Source organism: Corynebacterium jeikeium (genome assembly GCF_000738175.1).
GTDB classification, from domain to species: Bacteria; Actinomycetota; Actinomycetes; order Mycobacteriales; family Mycobacteriaceae; genus Corynebacterium; species Corynebacterium jeikeium_C.
Window position 1 is genome coordinate 29,620 of the sequence record NZ_JFCH01000023.1, and the last position, 15,317, is coordinate 44,936.

The following is a 15,317-nucleotide window of genomic DNA, read 5'->3' on the forward strand; positions in this document are numbered from 1 at the left end:
GGGGAGCTCTAGCGCCGCTTCCGCGCCCACATGCCCGCGCCACCGGCCAACCCGAGCAGGCCAGCTCCCGCCGCCAGCCGCGTCCCGCCGATGCGGCGGAGTGCACGGCGCAGCCGCCGGTAGTCGCGGATCTCCCAGCTGCGTTCCAACGCCGCCTTGCGCAGCTTGGAATCTGGGTTGATCGCCACAGCCGTTCCCACGGTGGAAAGCATCGGCAGGTCGTTCACAGAATCCGAATACGCGGTGCAGCGCTGCAGATCCAGCCCCTCGTAGTTGGCCAGGGCGATAACGGCGTGCTTCTTTTCCTCACCGTGCAGCATGTGACCGATCATGCGCCCGGTGAAGCGGCCATCCTTCACCTCCGCCACGGTGCCTAGCGCGCCGGTGAATCCCAACTCCTTGGCGATGATCTGCGCCAGCTGCACCGGCGAGGCGGTCACCAGCCACACCTGCTGGCCCGCCTGAATGTGCATGTCGGCCAGTTCCTTGGTGTCCGGGAAGATGCGTTCCGCGATCGTCGCCGCCCAGATCTCCTGGGCCATCTCGATGACCTCAGATTCCTTCCGCCCCTTCACCAGCGCCAGCGCCTGCTCCCGGCCGCTGGAGATGTCGTCCGCGCTTTCCTTGCCTAGCACTCGGAACTTCATCTGCACCCAAATAAAGCCCAGCAGTTGTCGGGCGGTGAAGAAGCGCCGTTTCGCCAGGCCACGAGCGAAGAGCAGGATCGAGGCGCCCTTGATCAGCGTGTTATCCACGTCGAAGAACGCGCCGACTCCGGCATCCTGCGGGATCGAGGGATCGGGGTGGTCCAGATACCGCGGCTTTTCCGCTGCCAGCCCCGCGCCCTCCAGGTTGGCTAGCCCGGTACGCAGCTGGTCGCCCTCGATCTCGTAGCTGTGCGCCAGCTGATCCAGCTGCGCCTCACTGAGCTCCCAGAGCGCTTGTGGGGCGCCGGTACCGTACCCGACCTGCAGGTTTTGTGTCGTTGGGGTGGGGTGTTCGTGTTTCTTGGGTTGCGGCGCCACCTTCTCCGCCGCCGCACGCTCAGCATCGCTTGAGGTCTTTTCGCGGCGAGGTTTTCCGAAGCGTTCCTCCCGGAACTCGCGGAGGAAAGACTGCGCAGTCAGGGAGAGTGCGCGCAGGTAGCCTCGCCACTCACTGCCAATATCGCGCCATTCCGCCAGTAGGCCCGCGCGCTCACCCGCATTCCGGCCAGGAGCCGGTGTGGGGTGGTCCGACGGTTCTAGATCAGGCGCTGCATTCACACACATTAAGTTACCTTGAAAATGCGGGGATAGCGCTGCCGAGAGGTATTAGCTGGGGGCTTTCCGGCGGGTAGCATGGGAGCCCATGAGCTCTGACAGTATTTCCCCAGATCAGGACCCTGCCCAGGTGTCGGCGCAGATGCCAGCCCAGTCCGCACGAGTGCAGCTGATCAGCCGCTCGACGTGTGGCTCCTGCGCCCGCGTACACCAGCAAATCCTGCCCATCGCGCAGCGCTTCGGCACGACGGTGGAAGTGATCGAGCTGGACCGTGGTGGCGTCACCAAAGAAAAAGAGGAATTGGCACAAGAGTTCGGCGACCGCGTGCCCGTCGTGCTCGTCGACGACGAGGAGGTCGCGTGCTGGGAAATCGACGATGACGAGCTGATCGCGGCGCTGGAGCAGGGCTAGAGCACTGTATAGCCGCTATATAGCAGCCCCGCGAACTCGTTTTGGCAACGGGGTGGGTTAAGGGCTACCGTAGACACTCGTAACTACTTGGGGGTTCAGCCCCGCGAGCGGCCGTTCCCCAAGTGATCCCTGCAGGAGGCATGAAGACATATGAGTAGTAGCACCCGGACTGGTTCCGCGTCGGTGTTGCTGGTCGGACTGTCTTTCCGCTCAGCTCCGGTGACCATGCTGGAGCAGGCGACGGTCGCCGATGCGGATCTACCGAAAATGCAGCTATCGCTGGTGGATAACGACGTGATCTCCGAATCGCTGGTGCTTTCCACCTGCAACCGCATGGAGTTCTACACGGTCGCCAACGCCTTCCACTCCGGCCTGGACCACGTGGTGGACACGATCGCGCAGTTCTCCGGACTGGAGACCACCCAGCTGGAGCCGCACCTGTACGTGCACTACGCGGACTCCGCGGCCGAGCACATGCTGAAGGTCGCCTCCGGGCTGGATTCTATGGTCATCGGCGAACAGCAGATCATCGGCCAGCTGCGCAGTGCCTACCAGTCCGCCAACGAGACCGGCACGGTGGGGCGTACCCTGCACGACCTGACCCAGCGAGCCCTCCGGACGGGCAAGCGCGTGCACTCCGAGACCGCCATCGATTCGGCGGGCGCCTCCATGGTGTCTTTCGCCGTGGATCAGGCGCTGCGCTACGTCGAGCCCGCGCGTGCTCTTTCTGCTGTTGTTGATGACGCCCCTTCGTCCCAACCCCTCGCCGGCCACCGTGCGCTGATTATCGGTGCGGGGGCTATGGCATCCCTGGCTTCCACCCACCTGGGCAGGCTGGGTATCGACCACGTGACCGTGGCTAACCGCACGCTGTCGCGGGCGGAGAACCTGGTGAACCACGCGCGTGAGGCGGGGGTGGATGCCTCCGCCGTGCCGTTGGACGGAGTGGCCGACTGCCTGAGCGCCGTGGACATTGTGGTTTCCGCAACCGGCGCGGTGGGCAATGTGGTTACCGAGCGGGACGTGCGCGCGGCCATGGGGGCGGCGGGCACGAAGGTGCTGATTGATCTTTCCATGCCTGCGGACATCGAGCGTTCCGTGGCGGACATCGACGGCGTGAAGCTGCTGAACATCGAGGAGCTCACGACGATGGCCGGCGACCAGGTGCAGGACGAGGACCCGGCACGCGAGATCGTGGCCGACGAGCTGCAGACTTTCCTGGAGCAGCAGCGCGCGCAGTCCGTGGTGCCCACCGTCAAGGCCCTGCGACAGAAGGCCGGGGAAGTCATGGCCGAAGAGCTGATGACGCTGGAGCGACTGACCCCCGACATGTCGGAGGCCGACCGCGAGGCTGTGGTCAAGTCGATGAAGCGCGTGGTGGATAAGCTACTGCACACCCCAACGGTGCAGGCCAAGAAGCTTTCCGCCGGTGGCCAGCAGGTCAGCTACCCGGATGCGTTGGCTGCCTTGTTCAATCTGCCCAACGGGATGGTGGATTCGGTGACCCAGCCGGGACAGACCGACACCAGGCCGGCCCAGACCGCGGGAACCTCTGCCCGTGCCGATCAAATTCCAAGCGCTGCCCGCATTAGCCAGGTAGCGAAGGAGGCTTAAGACTTTCCATGTCCGCAACATCTAGTGGCGCTAATGCCGCCAATGCCGCGAACACCGCCAACTCAGCTAACGCCGCTAACCCAGCGGCCGATGGCGGCCGTACTTTCCTGATCGGCACCCGTAGGTCCGCACTGGCTACAACGCAGACCAGCCACGTCCGCGCCGGAATGCGATCCGCTGGTTACGCGGCGGAGCTGCATCTGGTGCAGACCCCGGGCGATGCCTCCCAAGCGGCGCAGACCCCGGTCGCACAGATCGGCGTGGGTGTGTTTACCGAAACGCTGCGCAAGGCCCTGGAAGCCGGTGAGTGTGACGTGGCCGTGCACTCCTTCAAGGACCTGCCGACTGCCCCGGACCCGCGTTTCCGTACCGTCGTTCCGCGCCGGGTGGATCCACGTGAGGTGCTGGTCAGCCGGAACAATCAGCCGCTGCTGGAGCTTCCGCAGGGCGCTAAGGTGGGCACGTCCGCACCGCGGCGCGTTTCCCAGATCCGCGCGGTACGCCCGGACCTGGAGCTGCTGCCGCTGCGTGGAAACATCGATACCCGCATGGGGCGCACGGAAAAGGACCTGGACGCGGTGGTTCTGGCCCGTGCGGGCCTGGAGCGCGTAGGCCAGCTGGATCGCGCCGCCGAGTCGATCGATCCGTCCACGATCATGCCCGCGCCCGCGCAGGGTGCGCTGAGCGTAGAGGTCCGCGCGGATGACGAGGCCGCCTGGCAGGCCGTCCGCCACCTGGACCACCTGCCCAGTCACATGGCCGCCGTGGCCGAGCGGGCTGTGCTTTCCACCCTGGAGGCCGGCTGCACCGCGCCGGTTGCTGCATACTCCCAGTGGGTGGAGCAGGAAGGCAGAGAAGGCACAGAAGGCACAGAGCAGCGCTACGTCCTGCGCGTATTCGGTGGAGTGTTCGCCATGAACGGCTCCCGCAAGCTGGTGCGCAGCGGCGAGGCCGCCTTCGACATTCCGGATCCGACTGCGGACGAGGGATTCCCCGCCGCCGAGGAACCTCGTTGGCGCGAGTGCATAGATGCCGCCAGAGCCATAGGCACCGACATAGGCAGAGAGTTACTCGAGGACGGTGCCGCCGAGTTAGTGGCCGAGGCTGAATAGCTTTTTCTTCGGGAGCGCCCCCTGCGGCGCCCCACCCTCAAACTTCACCGGCACCGTGTACGTAGCCGCCGGGGCTACATGCGCGCGGCTGCCCCAAGCAGATTTTTCAAGACACAATTACAGACCCGACAAGTTAGAAAGTTCCACTATGACCGATTCCGGAAATGCCCAGGTAGGGGGCGCTGATTCCGCCGCAGTGGCGGCAGTCGCCGACCTGGCACCCACTGGATGCGGCCGGATCCTCTTCGTGGGCGCGGGCCCGGGAAACCCGGAGCTGCTGACCATCCGCGCGCGCGACATTCTGGAGACTACCGCCCATGCGTGGGTGGATCCGTCGGTATTGGAATCCGTGCAGAACATCATCGCCACCCGTCTGCCGGTGCCGCAGGAGAAGCTGGATGCCGCAGAGGCCGAGTGGGAGGCGAAGGTAAAGGCCGCCAAGGAGGCTGGTGCGCGCCGCCGCCCGCCGCGCCCGGCCCCGCCGACTGCCGCGGAGATCGTGTTGGCCGCCCCGGCGGCCACGGATCCTGAGATTGGAACAGAGTCCGGCAGAGAAGCCGGCGCAGATGACGAGTCAGATGCCGGAGCAGAGACCTACGGCGAGCCGGTGCCGGATGCCGTCGCGCCGGACGTTTTAGCCGAGCAGATGCTCGCCTGCGCTAAGGCGGGTAACGACGTTGTCCGCCTCGTCGCCGGCAACCCGCTGAGCAACCCGGCGGTCATGCACGAACTGCAACACGTCGCAGCTAGCTCCGTGGAATTCCAGGTCATCCCCGGCATGACCGGATCCGTGGCCGTTCCCGCCTTTACCGGTATTGGCCTTGGCCCGGACGTCACTGAGGCTGATGTTCGCGGTGGCGCCGACTGGGACCAGCTGGCTGCCTCCGGGCTGCCGTTGATCCTCACCGCCGCCCCGGGTGATCTGGCGACCATTGCGCAGGAGCTGAAGGCTCGCGGCATCGCCGGAACGACTCCGGCGACCGTTACGCTGCACGGCACTACTCGCCGTCAGCGCAGCTACGATGCGACCCTGGATACCCTGAAGTCCGTCACCACCCAGTCCGGCCCCGCTGCCAAGGATGGCGAGCTGCCGGCCGAGCTGATCGTCACGCTGGGCTCCCAGGTGGGCAACCGCTCTAAGTACTCCTGGTGGGAGAACCGCGCTCTGTACGGCTGGACCGTGCTGGTGCCACGTGCCAAAAACCAGGCCGGCCCCATGAGTGCTCGCCTGGCCTCGCATGGCGCTATCCCCGTGGAGGTGCCCACCATCTCCGTCGAACCACCCCGCAGCCCCGTGCAGATGGAGCGTGCCATTAAGGGGCTGGTTGATGGCCGTTACCACTGGATTGTCTTCACCAGCGTCAACGCCGTGAAGGCCGTGTGGGAGAAGCTGCGGGAGTTCGGTCTCGACGCCCGCGCCCTGGCGGGCGTGCGCGTGGCCGCCGTGGGTCCGAAGACCTCCCAGGCAGTGAAGGATCTGGGAATCACCCCGGAACTGCTGCCGAAGGACGATGCGCGCAACGCCGCGGGCCTGGTGGACGTTTTCCCGCCACACGACCCGGACTTGGATTTGGTCGACCGCGTGCTGCTGCCGCGCGCCGACATTGCCACCGACGTGTTGGTCGACGGCCTGATCGACCTCGGCTGGGACGTGGAGGACGTCGTGGCCTACCGTACCGTGCGCGCCGCCCCGCCCAGCCCGGAGATCCGCGACATGATCAAAACCGGCGGCTTCGACGCAGTCTGCTTCACCAGCTCCTCGACCGTGAAGAATCTGGTGGGCATCGCGGGCAAGCCGCACGCGCGCACCATTATTGCCTGCATCGGGCCGATGGCCGCACAGACCGCTCGCGAGCATGGCCTACGCGTCGACGTCATGCCGGAGGCCGCTGGCGTGCCGGAGCTTGTGGACGCCCTCGCTGACCACGTGGCTGACCTGCGCGCTAAGGGACAACTTCCGCCTCCGCGGAAGCGGAGGCGGCGTCGTAAAAAGACGAGCGAGAAGAAGGACACCGGGGCCTAACAAGCCCGTCCGGGCGCGGGAGTAGCATCGTTGGCATGACTTCGAACTACACCCCGTTCCGTCGCCCCCGCCGACTCCGCACGTCCCCGCAGATGCGCAACTTCACTGCGGAGACGGACCTGAACCCCAATCGGCTGGTGCTTCCGATGTTCATCGCCGATGGGCTGGACGCCCCGCGGGACATCACCAGCCTGCCCGGCGTGCAGCAGCACACCGAGGATTCGCTGCTGCGCGCGGTGGAAGAAGCCGCGAACGCAGGAGTGGGATCCATCGACCTGTTCGGCGTGCCGCTGGATGAGGACAAGGATGCGACCGGCAGCCAGTCGGTAGCTGAGGACGGCATTCTAAACCGCGGCCTGCGCGCCGTCCGCGAGCGCTTCGGCGACGACATCTTGGTGATGGCCGATACGTGCCTGGATGAGTTCACAGACCACGGCCACTGTGGCGTGCTCTCCACCGACCGTTACGGCCACCAGATCGTGGACAATGACGCCACCCTGCCGCAGTACGCGAAGATGGCAGTTGCACAGGCCGAGGCTGGCGCGCACATCGTGAGCCCCTCCGGAATGATGGATGGGCAGATCCGGCACATCCGCGAAGCACTGGACGCGGCCGGTCACCAGGACGTATCGATCATGGCCTACTCCGCGAAGTACGCCTCCGCTTTCTTCGGCCCCTTCCGCGAGGCCGTGGGCTCCTCCCTGCAGGGCGACCGCCGCACCTACCAGCAGGATCCCCGCAACCTGCGGGAATCCATCCTGGAAACCCAGCTGGACATCGACGAGGGGGCGGACATGGTGATGGTCAAGCCCGCCATGCCCTACCTGGACGTGCTGCGTGAAGTGGCGAACATGTCCCCGGTGCCCGTGGCGGCCTACCAGGTCTCCGGCGAGTACGCGATGATCTCCGCAGCTGCGCAGAACGGCTGGATCGACGAGGAAGCTGCGATCATGGAATCCATCTATGGCATCCGCCGCGCCGGGGCGGACATCATCCTGACCTACTGGGCAACCCGCGTGGCGCAGATGCTGCAGGGCTAAGATGCTTAATCACCAGTAATCACAGTAGGCTAGATGGCTGTATGAACAGCACCGACAGCAGCGCACATATGAGCACACAGCAACACGACCCCCGCCTCCAGGGTGGTTCCCAGGGCGGCCCTCAGCAGGCCTCGCACGGCCAGCAGCCGGGGCCACAGCGGGGCCAGCAGAACCCGCAGGGGCAGCCGGGGCCGCACGGCCCGCAGGGGCCGTATGGTTCACACGGCCCGCAGCAACCCCTCAAGCCGCCGAAGCCTCCGAAGGTGGGGCGCAAGGACGGCCTCGCTCCGAACCTCAAGGAGGCGCCGGAAGACGTGCGCTACGGAGTATGGGCCTGGCTGGCGGTAGCCGCGCTACAGCTGCTGGCCAGCGTGGTGCAGTTCGTGGCCAACATCGTCGACCCGCGTGCGCTGACCCAGAGCAGCCAGGGTCTCCTCGATAGCCAAAGTGGCATGTTCGCCAGCGTTTTTGCAGATCAGGATGCCTCTGAGATCGCCATGCAGGTAAACATCAGCTCGCTGATGTGGGGCATCATCGCCTCGGTGGCGTGCGCTTACCTGGCCTGGCGCGCAGGCCGCGGGGCTCCGTACTCCCGCCTGTTCCTGAACGTCGCCTCCGTGTTCATGATCTTCAACGCGGTGCTCATCACGTTCGCCAACGGGCCGGACTTCATGCCCGTAGGCTTCGTTCTGCTCATCGGCATTCTGACCATCCTTTCCGGCGTATGCGCTGCATTGGGCCTGTGGTTTATGTCCCGCCCGGAGAACCACGACTGGTTGGGCATGCCCAGCGCTAAGGAAATGGAGAAGTACGCCAAGGAGATGGACGAGTACAAGGCGGAAGCGCGGCGTCAAAAAGAAGAGCTAAAAAAACAAAAGAACAGCAACGATAGCGACCGCACCGATCACACCGACCACACCTGGGGAGGGCGCTAACCATGCCCGCGATGTTTCCCTCGATGGTTCCGAGCGGCCAGGACCCGAACCGCGATGTTAAATACTGGCAGCCCGGGGATCCCACGCCGCGCCTGGTGATCATCAGCTTCGCCATGCTGGTGGTTCTAGGATTGCTGATGATTTTTTCCGGCGTGCTATCCCTGACGGCCTCATGGGACCGCGAGCCGATGAACGCAGAGGAAGCTGAGAAGATGGATTTCGTGCGCAACAACGTGCGTATCCTCGGCGGCATCAACGTCGTGGTCGGCGCGGTGCTGGTCTACTTCTCCCGCGGCGTGCGCGACGGCTACCGCGGCAAGCGCCGCCTGGTGCTGTGGTTCGGCGCACTGGGCATCCTGTTCATGCTGGCAGGGTGGGTTTTCGGCTTCACAGGCCCCGGGCAGGCCATCCTGGCCTTGCTGTTGGCAGTCGCGCTGCTGATGGCCTATCGCCCTGCGGTTAACCCGTTTTTTGACGCCGGGCATCGGCTCGATGGACCACCCATCGAAGGTGACGGTACCCTGCCGGGCGATAGCCTGCGGAGTTAACAACAATGGCTGAAAACGACTCAAGGATCGTCCCGGCCAGCAGCCGGGCGGCGCGAAAAGCTGCCGTGGGTGTCGATGACGTCGACGAAGCGATCCTGCAGGCCCGCGAGGCGGCGGCGAAGGCCGGCTTCGACATGGACCGCACGCCGTCCACCGAAGAGGAAGCCGACCGTGCCGCACGCGAACACTGGGGACTCGCCAGTTTCGCCTACCGCCTGGAAGGACTGGAATCCGCGGTGGCCGCCACCACTGTGGAGGAGGAACTCAATGACATTCCGGGCGTGCAGGCCGCGGTGGTGTACTCCACCGGCATGGCATGGATCTCCGCGGAAGATCACGTCCTGCCCGCCCAGATCCAGGAGGTTCTGGAAAGGCACAACCTGGATAGCTGGCTGACGGATTCCTCCCTGCGCCGCCGCGCCTCGCGGCTGGAGATCGAGGAAACGCGCCGGCGCATGCGGCGCCACGCCAGCGACCACCGGCGGGCATGGGCCGCGGCGGAGAGCCGCAAGAGGCGAGACCGGAACAAGGTGGAGATGGATAGGTTCCGCCGCCAGAACCCCTTCGATTCCACCGAGGGCCTGCACACCGCCCGACAGTTGATTACTCGCATGCGGTTGATCGTCGCCGTAGTGCTTGGGCTGCCGGTGGTGGTGCTGCAGCTGGTTTCCGCCTGGCAGTTCGACTATTGGCAGTGGGTCTGCTTGGCGCTGGCCACCCCAGTGGCGACGTGGTGCGCGTGGCCATTCCACCGGGCATTCTTCGGGGGTCTAAGGCGCAGGCAATCCGCCCTGGATGGCGCCAGCTCCGTGGCGATCCTTCTGGCCTACTTGTACTCGGCGTGCACCCTGATTTTCACTTCCGCCGGCAACGTGGGGTGGCAAAGCCATCAGGTGCTGTTCGCCGGAGTGTGGTCTGCGCAGGACATCGAGGGCGCGATCTTCTTCGACGTCGCCTGTGGCGGCACTATCCTGCTGCTTTTCGGCAGGCTACTTTCCCGACGCACGGCGTTGCGTTCGAAGTCGATCCTTTCCGTGCTGACCGTGCCCGCAGCCAAGGAAGTCACGGTGGTGCGTAAGACTCGTAAGTCGAAGACGGAGAAGAAGGATATTCCGATCGCGGAGATCCGCACGGGCGACGACATCATCATTCCCACCGGCATGATGGTGCCCAGTGACGGCGAGATCATCAGTGGAAAGTCCCTGGTGGATATGGGTCCGGTGGGCGGCATGCACCGAACCTTCGAGGTTTCCGTCGGCGACCGCATTTTCGCCGGCGCCCGCAATTACGGCGGCACGTTGAAGATGCGTGTACACGCTACGGGTTCCTCTACGCGCCTGGCTGCGATGCACCGTTGGGTGCGCGGGTCCGCGTTGGACGAGACTCGCCTGACGCAGCTGACGAACCGCACCGCCAGCCTGCTGGTGCCGTGGGCTTTCGTGTTGACGGCGGTGGACTTCATCGCCTGGCTGGCCATTACTAAGTCCGTTGATGCGGCGATGGCTACCGTCTTGTCCCTGTTGGCAGTCGTCGCGCCCGTCGCCCTGGCCCTGTCGGCGCCCCTGGCGCTGCGCTTGGGTCTGTGGCGCGCTGCCACCTCGGGCGCTCTACTACGGGATACGGGCACCATTCACAAGCTCGCTGAGGTGGACGCCATCATCTTCAACCGCGTTGGCACCCTCACCGATGGGCCGATGCATGTCATCGACGTCACACCTGTCAAGGGGGAAAACCCGGACCTGATCCTTCGCGTGGCCGGTGCTCTGTCCCTGGAATCGAACCACGCGGTTTCTCAGGCGCTGGTGCGTGCCGACCGCGAGGCGCGCGATAGCGGCGCGGGCGGGGAGGGGATCCCCAACTGGCTGGACGTGGGCGAGGTGAAGATCACCAAGGACGGCACCTTCGAGGGCATGGTGGAACTGCCGATGGAGGGGGAGATGCGCCACGTTAAGGCACGCCTGTGGCGCCCGCACGACCTGGGTGAAATCCGCGACCCGCGCCTGGCCACGGCAGCCTTGAACGGCGGCTCGCCCGTGATCGTCAGCTGGAAGGGCAAAGACCGCGGTGTGATCAACCTGGCCGATAGCTTCAAGGACGATGCCCCGGCCGCGATCGACCGGCTGGAAGACATGCAGCTGGAGACGTACATGCTCTCCCGCGACATCTACCCGGTGGCTCGCCGGACGGCGAACGCGCTCGGCATCTCCACCGTCCTGGCTGGTATCGCACCGAACCGCAAGGAGGCCACTGTGCGCGGAGTGCACGCCATGGGCGTGCGCGTGGCGATGGTGGGCGATAGCGACGTGCTGGGCGCGCTGCGAGTCGCGGATGTGGGAATCCTCATGACTTCTTCCAACCGCATCGACCCCTCCGCCGCCGAGGCGGCGGACGTGGTGATGCAGCGCGAGGACGTTTCCGCGCTGCCGGAGCTGGTGAACCTGGTCCGCCACGTTCGCAACACCACCGACTGGAACGTGTGGCTGTCCTGGACGTACAACGCGGTCGGCGCGACGCTGGCGGTCGTCGGCGTACTCAACCCCCTGCTGGCTACGGTGTTTATGCTGCTCAGCTCCACTTTGATCGAAAGCCGGAGCGCCCGCATCTTGCACCGTAACTATGCGCGCGGCACACTGCGCCAGACCCACTCGTGGCAGGGCTGGGTGGAGCGCCGGCGGGAGATCCGCGAGTTGCGCAAGCAGGAGAAGCAGCGCGCCGAGGCGATTTCCCTGGCCCGTGCGGAGGCCGCGGACGAGGAGTATGAGCAGTCCCAGCGTTAGCCGCGCTAGGCTGGTGGGGATTGCAAGCTAACCACTAGTGAAGTGGCAGGAAGGATTCCTTTCGTGTCTGTTAATGCCGACCCTCAGCACTCAAACAACTCTTCGCACCAGGCCAGCGAGAAAGCCTTCGATCGGGCTCGCACGCTGATTCCGGGCGGGGTGAATTCCCCGGTTCGCGCGTTCGGATCTGTGGGTGGCACCCCGCCGTTTATCACCTCCGCGCAGGGTTCTACGCTGCACGACGTCGACGGCAACTCCTACGTGGACCTGTTTTGCTCCTGGGGGCCGATGATCCACGGGCATGCGCACCCGCAGATCGTGGAGGCAGTTCGGGAGGCCGCGGGTCATGGCCTTTCCTTCGGTGCGCCGACCACGATGGAGGTTGACCTGGTGGAGGAGATCGTCCGCCGCACCTCCGTGGAGAAGGCCCGCCTGGTGAACTCCGGCACCGAGGCCACGATGTCCGCCATCCGCCTGGCCCGCGGCTACACGGGTCGCGACAAGATCCTGAAGTTCGAGGGCTGCTACCACGGTCACGTCGATTCGCTGCTGGTGGCGGCCGGTTCCGGCGTGGCTACGTTTGGCCTGCCGGATTCCCCGGGCATCACCAAGGCCGCCGCGGGCGATACCGTCGTGGTGCCTTACCGTGACGTGCAGGCCGTGGAAGATGCGTTTGCCTCCCACGCGGGCGAGATCGCCGCGATCATCGTAGAGGGTGCCGCCGGCAACATGGGCACCGTTAACCCGCATGGCTTCAACGCGGAACTGCAGCGCATTGCCCACGAAAACGGGGCCCTGCTGATCGTCGATGAGGTCATGACGGGCTTCCGCGTCAGCGAGTCCGGCTGGTACGGCAGGGATGGCGTGGCCGGCGACCTGACAACGTTCGGCAAGGTCGTCTCCGGTGGTCTGCCCGCCGCCTCTTTCGGCGGCAGGGCGGAGATCATGGATCACCTCGCGCCGGTGGGGCCGGTCTATCAGGCCGGTACTTTGTCGGGCAATCCGGTTGCCGTCGCCTCGGGTCTGGCCTCTTTGAAGTTGGCTGACGCCGCCGCGTACCAGAAGCTCGATGCGAATGCCGACGCGCTGGCAGGCATCCTGTCCGACGCTTTGACTAAGGCCTCCGTGGCCCACCACATCCAGCGCGCGGGCAGCATGGTGAGCGTGCGCTTCGCCGAGGGGGAGGGCGCGAACTTCGCGGACATGAAGGCCGCGGATACCTTCCGCTACCCGGCCTTCTTCCACGCTTTCTTGGACGGCGGCGTATTCCCGCCGCCAAGCGTGTTTGAGACCTGGTTCGTCTCCACGGCATTGACCGATGCCGACTTCGAGAAGATCGCGGCGGCCGCCACGCCGGCTGCGGAGGCTGCTGCGGCGGCCACCCCTGCGGTTTAAGTTTCGCGCTGGGGTCTAATTCAAAGAATCTAAAACCCCAGTAAGAAGCACTTAAAGCAGGGTTTGCCTTACTTGGGTTGGGGTGGCGGGCACGCTAAGCTAGGTGACCATGGCAACGATCGTTCACCTAGTACGGCACGGAGAAGTGCATAACCCGGATCGCATTCTCTATGGCCGTTTGCCCGGCTATCACCTCTCCGAGCGGGGGCGGAACATGGCGCATGCCACCGCAGCGGACCTCGCTGATCACGACGTGGTGTACCTGGCTGCCTCCCCGCTGCAGCGGGCGCAGGAAACCGCCCGGCCGTTCTCCGAGAAGCTGGGCCTGGAGGTCCACACGGACGAGCGCATTATCGAGGCAGGTAACGATCTGCAGGGTCTGCACATCAAGGGCGTACGCAGCGCGCTGTGGAACCCGAAGCGTTGGCCCATGCTAAAGAATCCCACCATCCCCAGCTGGGGCGAGCCCTACCAGGAGATTGCCGATCGGATGTGGGAGGCCGTAGACGCCGCGCGAGAGAAGGCCCGCGGGCACGAGGCAGTGCTAGTCACCCACCAGCTGCCGATCGTGATGATCCAGCGCGACGTGCAGGGCCTGCCCCTGGCGCACAATCCGGCTGATCGCCAGTGCGAGTTGGCCTCCGTGACTTCGCTGGTTTTCGACGGCGGGCAGCTGACGGACATCTTCTATTCCGAGCCGGCGCAGGAGATTTAAGGTGCGTAAAAAGCTAACGGCAGTGTTTGCAGCAACTATGCTTGCCAGCGGGGCAGCGCTTACTGCCTGCGGAGAGGAAAGCACCGCGGGTAAGGACGCGGTGGCCAGTGGTGGAACGTTTGAATTCGTAGCCCCCGGCGGGCAGACCAGCATCCACTACGAACCAGAGGAGCGCAAGGAGGTCGCCGACTTCACCGGCACCAATCTGGACGGCGGCGATGACATCAACCTCTCGGACTTCGAGGGCCAGGTCGTGGTGCTGAACGCCTGGGGGCAGTGGTGCGGGCCGTGCCGAAGCGAATCCGATGACTTGCAGCGCGTTCAGGAGAAGCTGGAGAAACACGGCGGCGGCACCATCCTGGGCATCAACGTGCGCGACAACGTCAAGGAAAAGTCGCAGGACTTCGTGAAGGACAACGGGATCACCTACCCGTCGATCTACGACCCGCCGTTCAAGACCGCCCTGGCGCTGGGCGGCGTGCCGGCCTCCGTTATTCCCACCACGATCGTGTTGGATAAGCAGCACCGCCCGGCCCACATCTTCTTGAAGGAAATCACGGACAAGGAGTTGTGGGAGCAAGTCGAGCCGCTGCTGGACGAGGAAGCCTAAATGATCCTCGCGGAGTCCATCGGAGAGACCTTCGCGGATACGGCCGCCGCCGGTCCGCTACTGCTTGCGTTGCTGGTATCCACTGCTGCGGGTCTGGTTTCCTTCGCCTCCCCGTGCGTGATTCCGCTGGTACCGGGGTATATTTCCTATCTCGCCGGAGTGGTGGGCGCGGAGACCGAGTTCACGGAGCAAGGCACGGTGGTCAAAGCCAGACGCGGCCGGGTGGCCACCGCAGCGCTGCTGTTCGTACTGGGATTCACCGTGGTGTTCGTGTTGGCCACGGTCACGGTCTTCGGGGTGATCAGCGCGCTGACGCTGAACCAGGACCTGCTGATGCGCATAGGCGGCGTGGTCACCATCGCCATGGGTGTGGTGTTCATGGGCTTCATTTCTCCCCTGCAGCGCGATACTCGCCTCAGCCCGAAGCGCTGGACCACCATCGCCGGTGCGCCATTGCTGGGCGGAGTGTTCGCCCTGGGGTGGACACCCTGCCTGGGGCCCACGTTGGCCTCTATCATTTCGGTTTCCGCAGGCACCCAGGGGATGACGGCCGCCCGCGGTGTGGTCTTGATCGTCGCTTATTGTCTGGGCCTCGGGCTACCATTCATTGTCGTGGCGTTGGGGTCCTCGAAGGCGCTGACGGGCGTCGGCTGGCTGCGCAAGCACTCCCGCACCATCCAGATGATCGGCGGCGCGTTGCTGGTCATCGTCGGCCTGTTGCTGGTCACCGGGCAGTGGGCGGTGTTCGTGGACTATATCCGGGAGGCATTCATCTCGGATCAGACCCTGCCGATCTAAAGCCGATCTCCTGCCGTTGGCTTAAGGGAAAAGGTCGCGGCCGAGAAGTGGGCGTCAAGAATAACGAGAGAGCGAA

Annotated in this window: 13 protein-coding genes; 12 read left to right on the forward strand and 1 reads right to left on the reverse strand. The window is 65.0% G+C overall.

Annotation, left to right across the window (positions count from 1 at the left end; all coding sequences use genetic code 11):
• Positions 1-8: 8 nt before the first annotated feature.
• Entirely contained in the window at positions 9-1,265 is a 1,257-nt protein-coding gene (locus JQ46_RS02690) for an HAD family hydrolase (protein WP_237744685.1), read from the reverse strand.
• 85 nt (positions 1,266-1,350) lie between these two features.
• On the opposite strand from JQ46_RS02690, the gene JQ46_RS02695 reads away from it, so the two are divergent.
• The 12 genes from JQ46_RS02695 (at position 1,351) to JQ46_RS02750 (ending at position 15,241) form a co-directional block, all read left to right on the forward strand.
• Positions 1,351-1,674, forward strand: a complete 324-nt coding sequence (locus tag JQ46_RS02695) for a glutaredoxin family protein (protein WP_424647993.1) — start codon at positions 1,351-1,353, stop codon at positions 1,672-1,674.
• A 150-nt stretch (positions 1,675-1,824) separates the two neighbouring features.
• Complete coding sequence (locus JQ46_RS02700; RefSeq protein WP_034985247.1) at positions 1,825-3,288, forward strand: glutamyl-tRNA reductase; 1,464 nt, start codon at positions 1,825-1,827, stop codon at positions 3,286-3,288.
• 8 nt (positions 3,289-3,296) lie between these two features.
• Positions 3,297-4,400 carry a hydroxymethylbilane synthase gene (gene hemC / locus JQ46_RS02705; RefSeq protein ID WP_237744686.1) on the forward strand — a complete coding sequence of 368 codons (1,104 nt, stop codon included), beginning with the start codon at positions 3,297-3,299 and terminating at the stop codon, positions 4,398-4,400.
• A gap of 148 nt (positions 4,401-4,548) precedes the next feature.
• Positions 4,549-6,423 (forward strand): uroporphyrinogen-III synthase, encoded by a 1,875-nt coding sequence (locus tag JQ46_RS02710; RefSeq protein WP_034985249.1) that lies wholly within the window; start codon positions 4,549-4,551, stop codon positions 6,421-6,423.
• Positions 6,424-6,458: 35 nt separating this feature from the next.
• Positions 6,459-7,463, forward strand: coding sequence for a porphobilinogen synthase (gene hemB / locus JQ46_RS02715; RefSeq protein WP_034985250.1), 1,005 nt, complete (start codon positions 6,459-6,461; stop codon positions 7,461-7,463).
• Positions 7,464-7,531: 68 nt separating this feature from the next.
• Positions 7,532-8,398, forward strand: a complete 867-nt coding sequence (locus tag JQ46_RS02720) for a hypothetical protein (RefSeq protein WP_237744687.1) — start codon at positions 7,532-7,534, stop codon at positions 8,396-8,398.
• A 2-nt stretch (positions 8,399-8,400) separates the two neighbouring features.
• On the forward strand, positions 8,401-8,946 hold the full coding sequence (locus tag JQ46_RS02725) for a hypothetical protein (protein WP_034985252.1): 546 nt from the start codon (positions 8,401-8,403) through the stop codon (positions 8,944-8,946).
• 5 nt (positions 8,947-8,951) lie between these two features.
• The gene (locus JQ46_RS02730; protein ID WP_034985253.1) at positions 8,952-11,723 is read left to right on the forward strand and encodes a heavy metal translocating P-type ATPase; all 2,772 of its coding nucleotides are present in this window, start codon (positions 8,952-8,954) and stop codon (positions 11,721-11,723) included.
• Between the two features lie 63 nt (positions 11,724-11,786).
• On the forward strand, positions 11,787-13,118 hold the full coding sequence (gene hemL / locus JQ46_RS02735; RefSeq protein WP_034985254.1) for a glutamate-1-semialdehyde 2,1-aminomutase: 1,332 nt from the start codon (positions 11,787-11,789) through the stop codon (positions 13,116-13,118).
• Between the two features lie 109 nt (positions 13,119-13,227).
• Positions 13,228-13,833 (forward strand): histidine phosphatase family protein, encoded by a 606-nt coding sequence (locus JQ46_RS02740; protein ID WP_034985255.1) that lies wholly within the window; start codon positions 13,228-13,230, stop codon positions 13,831-13,833.
• Between the two features lie 37 nt (positions 13,834-13,870).
• The gene (locus tag JQ46_RS02745; RefSeq protein WP_192817225.1) at positions 13,871-14,443 is read left to right on the forward strand and encodes a TlpA family protein disulfide reductase; all 573 of its coding nucleotides are present in this window, start codon (positions 13,871-13,873) and stop codon (positions 14,441-14,443) included.
• Positions 14,444-15,241, forward strand: a complete 798-nt coding sequence (locus JQ46_RS02750) for a cytochrome c biogenesis CcdA family protein (RefSeq protein ID WP_034985257.1) — start codon at positions 14,444-14,446, stop codon at positions 15,239-15,241. It begins immediately after the preceding gene.
• The last annotated feature ends 76 nt before the right edge of the window (positions 15,242-15,317 follow it).

Bases quoted from the DNA above. Each gene is read 5' to 3' on its own strand.
- JQ46_RS02740 (WP_034985255.1), top strand. From the start codon at position 13,228: ATGGCAACGATCGTTCACCTAGTACGGCACGGAGAAGTGCATAACCCG.
- JQ46_RS02730 (WP_034985253.1), top strand. From the start codon at position 8,952: ATGGCTGAAAACGACTCAAGGATCGTCCCGGCCAGCAGCCGGGCGGCG.
- JQ46_RS02720 (WP_237744687.1), top strand. From the start codon at position 7,532: ATGAGCACACAGCAACACGACCCCCGCCTCCAGGGTGGTTCCCAGGGC.
- JQ46_RS02710 (WP_034985249.1), top strand. From the start codon at position 4,549: ATGACCGATTCCGGAAATGCCCAGGTAGGGGGCGCTGATTCCGCCGCA.
- JQ46_RS02700 (WP_034985247.1), top strand. From the start codon at position 1,825: ATGAGTAGTAGCACCCGGACTGGTTCCGCGTCGGTGTTGCTGGTCGGA.
- hemC (WP_237744686.1), top strand. From the start codon at position 3,297: ATGTCCGCAACATCTAGTGGCGCTAATGCCGCCAATGCCGCGAACACC.
- hemB (WP_034985250.1), top strand. From the start codon at position 6,459: ATGACTTCGAACTACACCCCGTTCCGTCGCCCCCGCCGACTCCGCACG.
- JQ46_RS02725 (WP_034985252.1), top strand. From the start codon at position 8,401: ATGCCCGCGATGTTTCCCTCGATGGTTCCGAGCGGCCAGGACCCGAAC.
- JQ46_RS02745 (WP_192817225.1), top strand. From the start codon at position 13,871: ATGCTTGCCAGCGGGGCAGCGCTTACTGCCTGCGGAGAGGAAAGCACC.
- JQ46_RS02695 (WP_424647993.1), top strand. From the start codon at position 1,351: ATGAGCTCTGACAGTATTTCCCCAGATCAGGACCCTGCCCAGGTGTCG.
- JQ46_RS02750 (WP_034985257.1), top strand. From the start codon at position 14,444: ATGATCCTCGCGGAGTCCATCGGAGAGACCTTCGCGGATACGGCCGCC.